A 13233-nucleotide genomic window follows, 5' to 3' on the forward strand; every position below is an offset into this window, starting at 1 on the left:
CCGATGAGGACAGCTATCGTGACAGGCGGCGCGCGGGGCATTGGCCTGGGGATCGCCGAGGCGCTGGTGGCCACCGGGTGCGCTGTCGCTATCTTCGACCTGAACCAGGAGGCTCTGGGGGAGGCGCACGCCAGGCTTGAAGCCGACTTTCCGAATGCGCGGATCCTGCCGATGAAAGTGAACGTGACCTCGGTCGCCGAGGTATCGGCTGCCGTGGCCGAAGTTCACCGGAGCCTCCGGTCCATCGACGTTCTGGTGAATAACGCGGGCATCGTCCGCGACAAGAAGATCACCGACATGGACGAGGCGGACTGGGACGACGTCATCGACACCAACCTCAAGTCGCAATTCCTGACCTGCCGTGCCGTCGCGCCAGTGATGATCGGGCAGGGGGCGGGGCGGATCGTCAACATCTCGTCCCGCGCTTGGCTGGGCGGCTATGGCCAGTCAAATTATTCGGCGGCGAAGGGTGGGGTGGTCAGCCTGACCCGCAGCCTCGCTCTGGAATTCGCGAGCAAGGGCCTGACGGTGAATGCGATTGCCCCCGGCATCGTGGAGACGCCAATGTTCGAGGGCTTCACCGCCGAGGTGCAGGAGAAGCTCCGCGCGTCCGTGCCGCGCAAGCGGATCGGGCGGGCGGACGACATCGCGCGGGCGGTTTTGTTCCTGGCGGATCCCGCGAACGACTACGTGACGGGCCAGCTGATCTACGTCTGTGGCGGCCGGTCTCTGTCGAGTCCGAGCGTATGAGGCCCCCATGCCGATCCACATCGAACGTCACGACCACGTCGTCATCATCACCCTCGACCGTCCGGAGAAGCTGAACGCACTGGACATCCCGCACCTGCAAGACCTGCGCCAGGCCATAGAAGAGGCTGACGCCGATCCCGACGTCCGCGTACTGATGCTGACCGGCTCCGGGGAACGGGCCTTCTGCGCGGGGGCGGATATCGGCGGCATGACCGCCACTGCCGGCGTCGCGGAGGCCTTCGGGCTGGACCGGACGCGGTCGTCCGAAGCGGGCCTCTATGTCCGGATGCTGGACCTCTCGGATATCCGGCGGCGCAAACCGATGATCGCGGCGGTCAAGGGCTTCTGCCTGGGCGGCGGGCTTGAGATCGCTCTGCAGTGCGACATCCTGATTGCCGCCGACAACGCAGCCTTCGGCTTGCCGGAGGTTGCAATTGGTAGCCTGCCAGGAGCAGGTGGTGTCTCTGCGCTGCTACGCGCGGTGCCACGCCACGTGGCCTTGCATATGGTCTTTTCGGCCGAGCGTATCTCGGCCACCCGCGCGCTGCAGGTCGGCCTGGTCAGCGCCGTCCATCCGCTGCCGACCTTCGACGCGGAATCGCTGGCCCTTGCCACAAAGATCGCCGGCATGGGGCCGCTCGCCGTGCAGATGGTCAAGATGCTGGCCGACCAGACCGATGGCCAGCGCGCGGAGCAATGGATGCAGATGCACGAACTGGCCTGGGGCCTCTTGCGCGATACCGAAGATCGGATCGAGGGCCGCAGCGCCTTCAGCGAGAAGAGAAAGCCGGAATTCCGGGGGAGATAAGATGGGCCTGTCGGCCCCCACGGTAATCCCACTATCCGTGTCGTTCCTTCGGTCGGTGATGGTCGGCGACGAGGTCTCGATCTTCACAGGGATCGAGCGTGTGGGCCGAACGTCCCTGACCATCCGAGCCGAGGCGTGGCGACGGGACGACAGTGAGGGACTGCCGACGGTTGGCGAGTTGCTGGCCGAGGCCTCGGACGGGGAGGAGGGCGGTTGGTTAACGCGATTTGGCACGTCGGTATCGTGTCGGTATTTCAGTAGCATCGCGTCGGTGGAAATGTCGCCGGGCGGGACGGGTTAACACTCGCTGCTGTTACCCTCGCTGCCGCGAAGGTCGGCTTCGAGTCGTTGTGAGACATTGGGTTCGAGCATCCAGCCGGTTAACAGCCGCGAAGCGGCCCGGCCATCGTCAGCCCCTCCCTTGGGCTGGCGATTTGGCGAGGCTGGGCGCAACGACCCTTTCGAGGATGTATTTGGCAGGCATTAAGTGCTTCAGAATTGTCGTCGGATCGCCACCCCGGGGGCTGACGATTGCCTCCGTCGTGAATGGCAGCAAGTCCCGCATAGCCAACGCTCCCGATCGCTGCAGCGAAGGTCCGCGTCGGGCCAGCCGTGCAGTCGGACGCAATGCTGCTGACCGCAGGGGCAGACCTATATCGTGCCGTTCAGGAGACCAAGGCAGATTGTCCCGGCGGCCGAGACCTCGCCGGGGCGGAGCCTATTGCACGGCGACCCGGGCGGGGGCCTTCACAGGAGCGATCCGCATCCCGAGCCGGAGCAGCAGGTCCGCGTCCTTCCACGCAGCCGGGTTGCCGGTGGTCAGAAGCTGGTCGCCCACGAAGATCGAGTTTGCGCCCGCGAGGAAGCAAAGCGCCTGCACCTCGTCGCTCATCCCCGTGCGCCCGGCCGACAGGCGCACGACGGAGGCCGGCATCAGGATGCGGGCCAGCGCCACGAGCCGCACCAGCGCGAAGGGATCGACGGCCTGCGCGCGCGCCTGAATCGGTACGCCCTCGATCTCGTTCCACAGGTTCACCGGCACGCTGTCGGGATGCGCGGGGAGGGTCGCCAGCGTCACCAGCATGGCGATGCGGTCTTCCTCGGCCTCGCCCATGCCGAGGATGCCGCCGCAGCAGACCTTGATGCCACCCTTGCGGACCTGCTCGACCGTATCGAGGCGGTCCTCCATCGAGCGGGTGCTGGCGATCCGGGCATAATACGCCGGCGAGGTGTCGATGTTATGGTTGTAGAAATCGAGCCCCGCCGCCTTCAGCCGCGCGACCTGGGCCGGGAAGAGCATCCCCAGCGTCATGCAGGTCTCGAGTCCCAGATCGGCCACGCCCCGGACCATGTCGCAGAGCTTGTCCATGTCGCGGTCCTTGGGGCTGCGCCAGGCGGCGCCCATGCAGAACCTTTGCGCCCCGGCGGCCTTGGCGCGCCTGGCGGCTGCCAGAACCTCTTCCGTTTCCATCAGCTTGGTGGCCTTTACGCCCGTGTCGTGATGGGCGGATTGTGAGCAATAGCCGCAATCCTCGGGGCAGCCGCCGGTCTTGATGCTGAGCAGGCTCGCGGTCTCGATCGTGGTCGGGTCGAAATGGGCGCGGTGCAGCGTCTGGGCGCGGTGCAGCAGGTCGGGAAAGGGCAGGGCGTGAATCTCCCGTGCTTCTTGCATGGTCCAGTCGGTCCGGATCATTGTGCGCGCTCCTTCAGGCGGGTGATCGCCGCGGTCAGGCCGCTGGCCAGAGCGACCTTGAGCAGATCGCCGAGGATGAATGGCGTGAAGCCTGCTGCGATCAGGCCGGGAAGTGGGACGAAGGCGGTCAGCCAGAGCAGGCCGACGGCATAGACGACGGCAAGACCGGCGAGCATCGCAAGTGCCTGGCCGATCCACCCTCGATTGCGGGACAGCCAGCCGATGACCAATGTCGAGAGCAGGTAACCCGCGAGGTAGCCGCCCGTCGGCCCGACGAGATAGGCAAGCCCGATGCCGCGTTCCGGCGCATTGGAAAAGACCGGCAGGCCCAATGCACCAACGGCCAGATAGGTTGCCATCGCCGCGAAACCAAGCCTCGGTCCGAGCGCGGCGGCGAGAAAGAACACGGCCAGCGTGTGAAGCGTCATCGGGACCGGCCAGAACGGGATCTGCACCTTGGCGCCAATTGTTATCAGCAAGGCGCCACCAAGTACGACCGCGATGCCGCGCCAGAGCGATGCGGGGCGGGTCCGGGATGGGTCGAGAAATGCCATGTGTGTGTCCTCCGAAGATAGGTGTGGAATCTATCTATAATTGGGAGGGTTCGGTCGGGTGGAAGCAATCAAGATTATAGATAATTATCTGAGAATCTTGTAAGTCTCTCTTGAATCGGAGTTTTTTGCAGCAGGTTTGCGTTTTCCAATCCAGCCGACGTGGCGTGCAAGTGTGGTGCAGGCAAGATCGGTTTGCCCTCTGCGCAGCGCGTCGAGGATGGCGCGGTGATCGTGATCGGTGCGCGCCTCCCAGTCGCGTCGCCAGGCGGCGAAGAGAAAGCGCGCGGTTGCCGCCTGAAGATCGTCGATGGTTCGCAAGAGCCGTGGCATCCGGCAGGGGGCAAGGATCAATCGGTGAAAGTGGCGGTTCGCCGCGTCCCAGTCGCGCACCGTGCTGGCGCTGTCGCCGCGCCGCGTAACTTCCTCCGCCTCCTGAAGAATCCTGCGCGTCATGTTGGGCGCGGCGTGGCGCAGCGCGAGGCTTTCGAGGCTGGAGCGCATCTCGGCCACCTCGCGCAATTCGGCGATGTCGAACTCGGTAACACGAAAGCCGCGCCTTGGTTCGCTCTCCGCCAGGCCCTGGGTCTGCAACGCGCGAAAGGCCTCGCGCACCGGGACGTGGCTGGCGCCGAACTCGGTGGCGATGTGGTCCTGCCGCAACCGTGCGCCGGGCGGGATCTCGCCCGAGATGATGCGGTCGGCGAGGATGCGGGCAATGCGGGTGGATTGGGTCTCTTCGGGGGCATGCTTCATGAATTATAGATAATTGATGTCCCGCGGTAAGTCGATACGCTTGGCAGGCCTGCCGCCACGGAGTCTGTCCGGCAGCGCCGAACGCACCCCGCCCCTGGTACAAGGGCCGGGCGTGTCCGGAGCGGGAAAAGGGGGCGCTGAACGAAATCCCTTCCTCAGCCCAGCCGCTGCAGGAAGATCACGTTGTCCTCGGCCGTTTGGCCTTGCACCTCGGGCCGGGTGCTCTTGCGCGCGATGGCACAGACGCACAGCCGCCGCCAGTGGCGCGGGTCGAGGGCAAGCGAGCCCAGCGTTTCCTCGGCGCCGGGAAACACCATGTCCTCCGCCGCCTCGGAGCCCGGCGGACGCTTGCCGTGTTCGGTGATCAGCAGTCGCCCGCCGGTGGTTACCGCCCCCGCTGCCCGGGCCAGCACCCGGGCGCGCGGCCAATCCTGCGGCGATTGCAGAAAGCTGGCGACCACGAGGTCGTGTCTGCCGTCCGGGAAGGTTTCGGCCAGATCGTGTTCTTCGAAGCGGAGGGACCCGGCCAGTCCGGCGCGGGCGGATCTTTCAGAGGCGTAGGCGAGCGCCACGGCGGACACGTCCACCGCTGTCACCTGCCAGCCCTGCCGGGCCAGCCAGAGCGCGTCGTCGCCCCGGCCGCAGCCCAGTTCCAGCGCCGTCCCCGGCTGCAGCGGACCGGCGAACTGGGACAGGACGAGGCCGGGTTTGCCGGAGGTCTCGCCGGTCTTTTCGCGGTAGCGGTCGTTCCAGAAGTCTCGGGTGGTTTGCTGCATGGCGATGTTCCTTCAGGCCGTTGCGGTCAAATCGGGGTCGAAGATCAGCGAGCGATGCGCGGCGCTGCCCGCCATCACGCCCGAGGCCGCGGCGATCGTGGCGTTGGGCATGGGGCTGGCGAGGTCGCCGGCGGCGAAGACGCCGGGCTGGCTGGTGGCCTGCATCGGGTCGACGGCCACGTAGGGGCCGGTGGGGCCGTCCGTCAGTGCACAGCCAAGATCGCGTGCCAGATCGCAGGAGGGCGCGGTGTCGGGGGCCAGGAAGAGACCCGCCAGCGCAACCTCTCGCCCGTCGTCCAGGCGCACCCCGTCGAGCGCCGGCGCGGTGCCGAGCAGGTCCACGACTGGCGTTTCCTCGACCGTGACCCTCCGGTCGGCCAGGCCTTGCCGCTGATCTGCGGAGAGGGCGAGCAAACCTTGCGTAAAGAGCGTGGTCGGCCCCCAATCCGGCAGCAGCATGGCCTGGTGCAGCGCCGCGTCGCCGCGCGCCAGAACGCCAACTGGGCCGCCGTTCAGCTCGTAGCCATGGCAATAGGGGCAATGCAGCACGGTGCTTCCCCAGCGTTCGGTTGCCCCCGGCAGGTCGGGCAGGCTGTCGCGGACACCGAAGGCCAGCACCAGCCGCCGCGCGGTGATGTTTCCGCCCTTTGCCAATGTCACCCGAAACCCGTCTCCGTCGCGCACCGCCGAAACCGCCGTGCCGTCCCGGAAGGACAGAGTGGGGTAGGCCGAGAGTTCGTGTCTGAGGGTCGCGCGGATGGCCTGCGGGGCGCGCCCATCCTGCCCGGGGAACCCGTGCGAGGCGGCGGCAAAGCGGTTGCGCGGCGCGCCGGTGTCGAGCACGCAGACGCGTCTGCGGGCGCGGGCGAGCTGCATTGCGGCGGCGAGCCCGGCAAAGCTTCCGCCAATGACGATGATATCATGTTCCATGGTCTTCCCTCATATGTATCATTAAGAGTTACGTGATTCGCCGCGCACCTTCAAGACACGAAACTTTCATTGTTACTTGAGTGCTGCTAAGGAGGCTGGACAGACAATGAAAGGAAACCCGATGGCGCGCGATCTTCGCATGTCCCGCATGTTGCACGTGTTGATCCACATGGACCGGCACGTCGGGCGTGCCACCTCGGAACAGATCGCGCAGATGATTTCGACCAATGCCGTGGTGGTCCGCCGGATGATGGCGGGGCTGCGCGAGCGGGGAATCGTGACGTCGGAAAAGGGTCATGGCGGCGGCTGGCAACTGGCTTGCCCGCTGGCCAGGATCAGCCTGCGCGATGTCTACGAGGCGGTCGGTCACCCGCCGCTGTTCAACATCGGGCCACAGGCGGATCATTCGTCCTGCCTCGTCGAACAGGCGGTCGACGCGCGGCTGGACGCGACGCTGTCAGAGGCCGAGGCGCGGCTGCTGGCGCAGTTTTCCGCGATCACGGTGGAGGAGGTCGCGCAGGATTTCGAGCGGCGGTTTGCAGAAAGCGGGCACTCGGTGCCGTTCCAGTGGCATGGTTCGACGGCGCAATAATCCGGGGCGGACCTCTATGGTCCCGGACTGGCGTAGTGAGCCGCCTGCCAGGCAGTTTTGCCAGACTGCCGTTGCCTCGCTTGACGGGACGCGGGCGGCTTGGTATCAACCACCCGTGCAACGACGCACCTGAAATTATCACGCATCGCAGCTGAGCATTTGTTCTGTTGCGATTTTTTTGTGTCGAATCACAGCCCGGATGCTCAGCCTGTCAATATAAACAGGGAGACTATCCGAAATGAAAAAGCACTTCACTACCAGCATGATTGCCGTTGCCGCCGCTCTGTCGGCGCAGACGGCCTTCGCCGAGGTCAAGATCGGTGCGATCTTCGATCTGACCGGCGGTCTGAACATCTACGGTATCCAGCAGGACAACGCGCTCGATCTCGCGGTCGAGAGCCTCAACGCGGACGGTGGGGTTCTTGGCGAACAGATCGAGGTGGTCAGCTACGATTCCCAGTCCGAGCTGAGCAAATATACCCAGTACGCCAACACATCCGTGCTGCGCGACGGGATCTCGGCCATGTTCGCCGGCTTGACCAGCTCGTCCCGCGAGGCCATCCGCCCGATCTTTCGCCGCGCGAACATCCCCTACTTCTATTCATCGCTTTACGAAGGCGGCGCCTGCGACCGTCAGACCTTCGTGACGGGGTCATCGGCATCGCAGCAGCTTCAGCCGCTGATCGAATGGGCCATCGAAGAGTACGGGCCGCGTATCTACATCATGGCGCCGGACTACAACTTCGGCACGATCTCGGCACATTGGGTCAATGAGTACGCCGAAGCGAACGGCGGTGAAGTGGTGGGCGAGGACTTCCTTGCCCTGACCGTCACCGACTACGCGCCGACGATACAGAAAATCCAGCAATCCCGTCCCGATTTCGTGGTCGCGCTCCCCGTGGGGGCAAACCAGACCGGCTTTCTCGAGCAATTTGCGGCGGCCGGCCTGAAGGACAGCATTGGCGTGGTCTCCTCGAATTACGGCTCCGGCAACCAGCAGGTCGTGGTTTCGCCGGAAGCGGGTGAAGGGCTGATCGCCAGCCAGGGTTACTTCATGCAGGTGGAAAATCCCGCCAATGCGGAATTTGTCGAGAAGTGGACGGCGAAATACGGCGATGACACGCCCATCGTGTCCGGCGCGGTCGATGTCTGGAACGCCGTGCATGTGTGGGCCGCCGCCGTCGAGGAAGCCGGTTCGGCCGAACCCGAAGCCGTCATCACGGCCCTGGAAAGTGGCATCACGTTCGACGCCCCGAACGGCACCGTCACGATGGAACCCGGGTCCCACCACCTGCGCCAGAACATCTACATCGCGCGCGGCAACGATCATCACGGCTTTGAAATCGTGGAGACTTTCGAAGACGTCGCGCCAACCTACGAGAACGAGATGTGCGATCTTGCCTCCAATCCCGACCTCGTCGAACATTTCACGCCTGAAACCAATTAAGTCAAAGCGCGCCCCGGCCTCGCGGCAGGGGCGCGTATCCTTCAAGGGAGGAAGCCATGGAACTCGATTTCCTGGCGACAGTCCTGCTGTCGTCCTTGTCCAGCGCGTCGATCCTGCTGATCGCGACAATCGGCCTTGCGGTCGTCTTCGGCCTCATGGGGGTCATCAACCTTGCCCATGGCGAGTTTCTGATGATCGGGGCCTATACCGCCCTGACCGTCACGCAAGCGGGGGTTCCCTACATCCTCTCGATCCCGATCGCGGTGGCCGTGACCATGGCCATCGGGGCCCTCGTCGAGGTGCTGATCATCAACCGGCTCTATGGCCGATTGTTCGACACCATGCTGGCGACCTGGGGCCTGAGCATCGTGTTCTACCAACTCGCGGTCCTGATTTTCGGAACCGTGACGCCGGGCATCGGTATGCCGCAGTTCAGCATGGCCATCGGCGAATACAGCCTGGCCGGGTACCCGCTTCTGATGATCGGGGTGGCGGCTGCGATGCTGGTCTTCGTTTACCTTCTGATGACGAGAACGGTCTACGGCATGAAGGCGCGCGCCTCGATCCAGGTGCCGCAAATGGCGCAGGCCATCGGAATTGAATCCTCGCGCACGAACATGCTGACCTTCTCGATCGGCTGCGGTCTGGCGGGGTTTGCAGGCGCGGTTCTTCTCCCGATCGTACCGGCAACGCCCTCTATGGGATTTGCCTTTGTCATCAAGGCGTTCCTGACCGTTGTGGTCGCCGGGCCGGTAACGTTGACCGGCAGTGCGCTGACGGCAATCGGTCTTGGGGGTGGCGCATCCGTAACCGCCAGCTTCATGACCTCCGTCGTCGGCGATGTCTTCTTTTTCGTGATCACCGCACTGCTGCTCTGGCTTTACCCGATGGGGATTTCGGCCAAGTGGCGCCGCAAGCTGTGAGGCCCGCCATGTCACTTTCTGAAAAGCTCTACAAAAACGCAGGCCTGGTATTTCCCGCTGTCGCAATTCTGCTGGCGCTCGCCTTTTCCGGGCAGATTGACCCTTATCTGGCTTTCGTCGCGACCTCCTGGGTGATCTTCGGTCTTCTCGGCCTCAGTCTCGATGTGGTCTGGGGGCGTGGCGGGCTGCTGAGCCTCGGCCAGGCGGCCTTTTACGGGCTGGGCGGCTATTTTGGCAGTGTCGTTGCCATCAACCTCGCACCCGCGACCGGAAACACCCTGATCTGGGCTCTTCCGGCAGGGGCCGCGTTCGGGGCACTGGCTGCGGCGGCTCTCGGCTACATCATATTCTTCGCGCGGATGGGACCGCTGCAAAGCACTATCCTCTCCTATACATTCACCCTTCTGCTCTGGTCCGTGACCCAGACGTTCAAGCTCGATGTCGGAGAAGCTGCCATCGGTGGCGATAACGGGCTGTCGAACATTCCGGGGATCGTCCTGGGGGTGGGCGAAGGCGCGCAGTCGCTTGGACCGAACGCGGCGTTCGCGGCGGCGGTCGTCATCGCGGCACTTCTGTATTTCGTCACGCGCTGGCTGATGCGTGGCACGTTCGGCAGAATTGTGGACTGCATCCGCATCGATGCCGAGAAGACTGAGTTGCTGGGCTATGACGTCAGGAAATACCAGCTTCTGAACTTTGCCTATTCCGGTGCTCTGGCCGGACTCGCGGGCGCGCTGTTCGGTCTGTGGGCCAACTACCTCAACCCGTCGATCTTCTCGGTGCAGGAAGCACTGTTGGTTCCGATCTACGTTCTGGTGGGGGGTCTCGGCACGCTGTCGGGCGCGTTCCTCGGTGCGTTGGCCATCGGTGGGCTGTCCTTCTTTCTTGGCGGCGGAGCGGTCGGGGGGCAGACGACCCTGATCTTGGGTGTCGTGCTCATCCTGCTCGTTCTCTTCCTGCAAAACGGGATCCTCGGCGGATTGGGCAACCTTTGGCGCAAGGCGCTTCCCGATCCCAACGAGGCCGCCCGGAATGCGGGTGCGGTCAAGATCGACAGCGCGGTCCTGGGCGAGATCCTGGAGGACGCCGCCAAGGATGCGGGACCGGCGAAGAACATGGGCACCGTCGAGGCCTTCAAGCAGTTCGGCGGTGTGATCCCGGTCAACAAGGTCACGCAGTCCTTCACCCCTGGGAAGCCCTACTCGCTGATCGGGCCGAACGGTGCGGGCAAAAGCTCGTTCCTGAAGGCCTGTGTGGGCATGTACAGGCCCGAGGGCGGAACGGTCACGCTCGGCGATGAAGACATCACGAAGGCACCGATCTTTGATCGCGTGCGCAAGGGCATGGGCGTCAAGAACCAGAAACCGCAGGTGTTTGGTGAACTGACAGTGGCCGACAACCTGTGGACGGCGGCCTTTGCGCGGACCAAGGACAGGGTCAAGGCAGAAGATGTTGCGGCAAAGATCCTCAACATGCTCGGTCTCGAAGGCCAGTCAGACGTTCAGGCATCTGCCCTGTCGCACGGGCAGCAACAGTGGTTGGATATCGGCATGGTCCTTTGCCTCGCCCCCCGTGTTGTCCTTCTGGATGAACCTGCCGCGGGCATGACCAACGAGGAAACCCGCGAGCTGTCATCGCTCGTTCGGACGCTCGCAAGACACACAACGGTCGTCGTGGTCGAACACGACATGGAATTTGTCCGGACGCTGGAGGGCCATGTGACGGTCCTTCACCAGGGCGAGGTTTTTGCCGAAGGCGACATCGAGGCGTTGCGCGCCGATGACCGTGTTCTCGACATTTACCTGGGGAGAAGCGAGCATGTTTAAGGTTGTGAACGCCACGGGCGGCTATGGCAAAACCACCATCATCCGCAACGTCTCGCTTGAGGTGAAAAGCGGCGAGGTTGTCGCCCTTCTCGGTCGCAATGGCGTCGGGAAATCCACGCTCATGCGGTTTGCGACACACCTCATTCCTCCCATGGAAGGTCATGTCGAGATCGACGGCAAACCCGCGCCGAATTCGCCGGCGAAGCGGGCGAAATCGGGGCTGGGCTATGTGCCGCAAGGGCGCTTCGTCTTTCCCCGGATGACGGTGATCGAGAATATCGCCGTCGCCGCTGCATCCAACGGGCACGATCCGAAGAAGACGGTGGATGAGGCGCTCGCCGACTTCCCCATGCTGCGCCCCAAGGCCCACGATCTGGCCGGGGGACTATCGGGCGGCCAGCAACAGGTTCTGGCGCTGGCCCGAGCGCTGGCGATCATGCCGCGTATCCTGTTGCTCGATGAACCGACCGAAGGTGTCCAGCCCTCCATCATCGACGAGATGGCCGGCATCCTGAAGCGGATCAACCGGGAAAGGGGGATCGCGATCCTCGTCGCCGAACAGAACCTCGATTTCTGCCTGTCCATCGCCGAGCGCGCCTATGTCATGGAGAAGGGGGAAATCCGGACGGAGACGGATCGGGACGCGTTGCTGGCGGACAAGAAACTTCAGCAAGAGTTGCTGGGGGTCTGACATGAACAACCCTGAACACCTGACCGAGGATCAGCAAAAACGCATCAAGGCGACCCTGGCGCGCATCCGCGGCGGATTGGCTGCGATGCCTCAACCGCCCTCTGCTGAGCCTGCCCACGTTTTCCATCCGGAGAGTTTCAATGTCCCCAAAACCTGAGACCGTTACTTCCCAGGCGGACGCGCTCGCAAAGGGATCGACGACATCCGGCGATCTGATCAGAACGGCCTTGAGACGGGCCGAGGAGAGGGCGGACCTCAACGCTTTCGTTTCCCTGGACTCTGACGTTGTGCTGGATCAGGCCAGGGCATCGGATGCGCGCCGGTCTGCCGGGACGACCCTGAGCCCAATCGACGGTGTCCCTGTCGCGATCAAGGACAATTACCTGACGAGGGATTTCCCGACCACGGCCTGTTCCAGGGCTCTGCCGCGTGCTGCAATCGGCGTCGACGCGACAGTCGTGGCCAACCTGCGTGCCGCAGGAGCCATCATCTTCGGCAAAACGAACATGCACGAATGGGCTTTCGGGGCAACAAACACGACTTCCAGCATCGGACCGACACGCAATCCGCACAATACCGACCATATCACAGGCGGCAGCAGCGGCGGATCGGCAGCAGCCGTCGCTGCCGGAATTGTCGGTGCCGCCCTGGGAAGCGACACCGGCGGGTCGGTGCGCATTCCCTCCGCCGCCTGCGGCGTCTATGGTTTCAAGCCGACGTATGGCCGGGCGTCACGACATGGCGTGTTGCCGCTCAGTTGGTCCCTGGATGCGCCAGGCCCCATTGCGCGGAGCCTCGACGACCTGGCGCTCCTGCTCCCGTTTTTCCTGGGATCGGATCCGAACGATACGGCCACCGCGCAGGCGACACCATTCGAGAAACAGTCCGCTCCTGACTCGCCGATCATCCTGAATCTTGTCGGGGAAGGACTGGAACGCTCCGAAGAGGTCGATCTGGCGGTGCGGACGGCGCTGAATCGCGGGGGGGCGTCCATGAAGGACACCACCATCCCCCATCTGCGGAGCTTCTTCGCTGCCTGGGAGGCGATCCTGCATGTGGAGGCGTCGTCCTATCACGAAACCCTTCTGGCGGACGCGCCCGCCGCGTTCACCTCGGTCACGCGCGCGCATCTTGAAGCCGGGCGGCAGATCACCGCATTGCAAGCCATGCAGGCCCAGAAACTGCGCGCTTGCTTCATCGAGTTGCTGCTGAACGGTCTGGGCGAATGGGATGCCCTCGCGCTGCCAACCCTTCCCGTGCCCGCACCCAAGCATGGGCAAGACAGGCAAAGCTTTGGCGGGCGCGATGTGATGACCCAGGACAGCATGACCTGGTTCTGCTGGCCGGGAAACCTTGCCGGTTTGCCCTGTATCAGCCTGCCGGTTGAGACCTCCACAAATGGCCTTCCGATCAGTATGATGCTTATGGGGCGACCCGGAAAGGATGAGAGCCTTCTGGAGATTGCATATCAATTCGACAACGTCAGGTGA

The 13233-nt window shown here is 64.0% G+C and carries 15 protein-coding genes; 10 read left to right on the forward strand and 5 right to left on the reverse strand.

Annotation, left to right across the window (positions count from 1 at the left end; all coding sequences use genetic code 11):
- Positions 1 to 3 precede the first annotated feature (3 nt).
- Genes KUV49_RS10170 through KUV49_RS21715 form a run of 3 tightly spaced genes read left to right on the forward strand, consistent with a single transcriptional unit; the run spans position 4 to position 1859 of the window.
- On the forward strand, positions 4 to 750 hold the full coding sequence (locus tag KUV49_RS10170; protein ID WP_222449850.1) for an SDR family NAD(P)-dependent oxidoreductase: 747 nt from the start codon (positions 4 to 6) through the stop codon (positions 748 to 750).
- Positions 751 to 757: 7 nt separating this feature from the next.
- Entirely contained in the window at positions 758 to 1558 is an 801-nt protein-coding gene (locus tag KUV49_RS10175; RefSeq protein ID WP_222449851.1) for an enoyl-CoA hydratase/isomerase family protein, read from the forward strand.
- Between the two features lies 1 nt (position 1559).
- Positions 1560 to 1859, forward strand: a complete 300-nt coding sequence (locus KUV49_RS21715) for a hotdog domain-containing protein (RefSeq protein ID WP_222449852.1) — start codon at positions 1560 to 1562, stop codon at positions 1857 to 1859.
- 417 nt (positions 1860 to 2276) lie between these two features.
- On the opposite strand, the gene bioB is transcribed toward KUV49_RS21715, so the two are convergent.
- The 5 genes from bioB to KUV49_RS10205 all read right to left on the reverse strand — a co-directional run bounded on the left by bioB (position 2277) and on the right by KUV49_RS10205 (position 6264).
- Positions 2277 to 3251 carry a biotin synthase BioB gene (bioB, locus tag KUV49_RS10185; protein ID WP_222449853.1) on the reverse strand — a complete coding sequence of 325 codons (975 nt, stop codon included), beginning with the start codon at positions 3249 to 3251 and terminating at the stop codon, positions 2277 to 2279.
- Positions 3248 to 3805: a biotin transporter BioY gene (locus tag KUV49_RS10190; RefSeq protein ID WP_222449854.1), complete on the reverse strand. Its 558-nt coding sequence runs from the start codon at positions 3803 to 3805 to the stop codon at positions 3248 to 3250. The genes bioB and KUV49_RS10190 overlap by 4 nt, the downstream gene beginning before the upstream one ends.
- 84 nt (positions 3806 to 3889) lie before the next feature.
- Positions 3890 to 4558, reverse strand: coding sequence for a GntR family transcriptional regulator (locus tag KUV49_RS10195; RefSeq protein WP_222449855.1), 669 nt, complete (start codon positions 4556 to 4558; stop codon positions 3890 to 3892).
- A 155-nt stretch (positions 4559 to 4713) separates the two neighbouring features.
- Entirely contained in the window at positions 4714 to 5334 is a 621-nt protein-coding gene (locus KUV49_RS10200; protein ID WP_222449856.1) for an SAM-dependent methyltransferase, read from the reverse strand.
- 12 nt (positions 5335 to 5346) lie between these two features.
- Positions 5347 to 6264 (reverse strand): NAD(P)/FAD-dependent oxidoreductase, encoded by a 918-nt coding sequence (locus KUV49_RS10205; protein WP_222449857.1) that lies wholly within the window; start codon positions 6262 to 6264, stop codon positions 5347 to 5349.
- A gap of 121 nt (positions 6265 to 6385) precedes the next feature.
- Here KUV49_RS10205 and KUV49_RS10210 point away from each other — a divergent pair, with 121 nt between their 5' ends.
- The 7 genes from KUV49_RS10210 to KUV49_RS10240 all read left to right on the forward strand — a co-directional run bounded on the left by KUV49_RS10210 (position 6386) and on the right by KUV49_RS10240 (position 13233).
- Positions 6386 to 6856, forward strand: a complete 471-nt coding sequence (locus KUV49_RS10210; protein WP_222449858.1) for an RrF2 family transcriptional regulator — start codon at positions 6386 to 6388, stop codon at positions 6854 to 6856.
- Between the two features lie 238 nt (positions 6857 to 7094).
- Positions 7095 to 8303 (forward strand): ABC transporter substrate-binding protein, encoded by a 1209-nt coding sequence (locus KUV49_RS10215; RefSeq protein ID WP_222449859.1) that lies wholly within the window; start codon positions 7095 to 7097, stop codon positions 8301 to 8303.
- A 56-nt stretch (positions 8304 to 8359) separates the two neighbouring features.
- Entirely contained in the window at positions 8360 to 9226 is an 867-nt protein-coding gene (locus tag KUV49_RS10220; RefSeq protein ID WP_222449860.1) for an ABC transporter permease subunit, read from the forward strand.
- 8 nt (positions 9227 to 9234) lie between these two features.
- On the forward strand, positions 9235 to 11052 hold the full coding sequence (locus KUV49_RS10225; protein WP_222449861.1) for an ABC transporter permease subunit: 1818 nt from the start codon (positions 9235 to 9237) through the stop codon (positions 11050 to 11052).
- On the forward strand, positions 11045 to 11743 hold the full coding sequence (locus KUV49_RS10230) for an ABC transporter ATP-binding protein (protein ID WP_222450962.1): 699 nt from the start codon (positions 11045 to 11047) through the stop codon (positions 11741 to 11743). Before KUV49_RS10225 ends, KUV49_RS10230 begins: the two co-directional genes overlap by 8 nt.
- 1 nt (position 11744) lies before the next feature.
- On the forward strand, positions 11745 to 11900 hold the full coding sequence (locus KUV49_RS10235; RefSeq protein WP_222449862.1) for a hypothetical protein: 156 nt from the start codon (positions 11745 to 11747) through the stop codon (positions 11898 to 11900).
- Complete coding sequence (locus tag KUV49_RS10240; RefSeq protein ID WP_222449863.1) at positions 11884 to 13233, forward strand: amidase; 1350 nt, start codon at positions 11884 to 11886, stop codon at positions 13231 to 13233. The genes KUV49_RS10235 and KUV49_RS10240 overlap by 17 nt, the downstream gene beginning before the upstream one ends.

It is taken from the genome of Roseovarius atlanticus (genome assembly GCF_019802205.1).
Lineage (GTDB): Bacteria > Pseudomonadota > Alphaproteobacteria > Rhodobacterales > Rhodobacteraceae > Roseovarius > Roseovarius atlanticus_A.